The following is a 369-nucleotide window of genomic DNA, read 5'->3' on the forward strand; positions in this document are numbered from 1 at the left end:
GGCCCTTTCGCCGGAGATTCCAATGTCTGGAACGGGAGCTACGCAGAGTTGAGTGCTTTCGCCAACGCCGGAATTCCGCAAGCCGCTGTTAGGGCGAATTGCTGATCTGGCGGCTGTTTCTCCGGGGCTGGGACGAGCCGTGACCGGTTTGAAGACCGGCGTGAACGGAGGGGTGTCCCAGGGCTACCAAAACGGTGCGATCTACTGGACCGCAGCCAACGGCGCCCAAATCTCAACCGGTGTCATCCGCGACGCCTGGGCCGCCCAAGGCTGGGAATCCGGAACCCTCGGCTACCCCACCACCGACATACGGACCGCCCCCAACGGAGCCAAATCCCAGGGCTACCAAAACGGCGCGATCTACTGGAC

The 369-nt window shown here is 63.1% G+C and carries 1 protein-coding gene; it reads left to right on the plus strand.

Features of this window, described 5'->3' with window-relative positions:
- Positions 1 to 139: 139 nt before the first annotated feature.
- Positions 140 to 369, plus strand: a 230-nt coding sequence (locus AC1DC5_RS19070) for an LGFP repeat-containing protein (RefSeq protein ID WP_476866203.1), incomplete at its 3' end; no start/stop codon positions are given.

The sequence above is a fragment of the Arthrobacter sp. 10L424 genome (assembly GCF_056395325.1).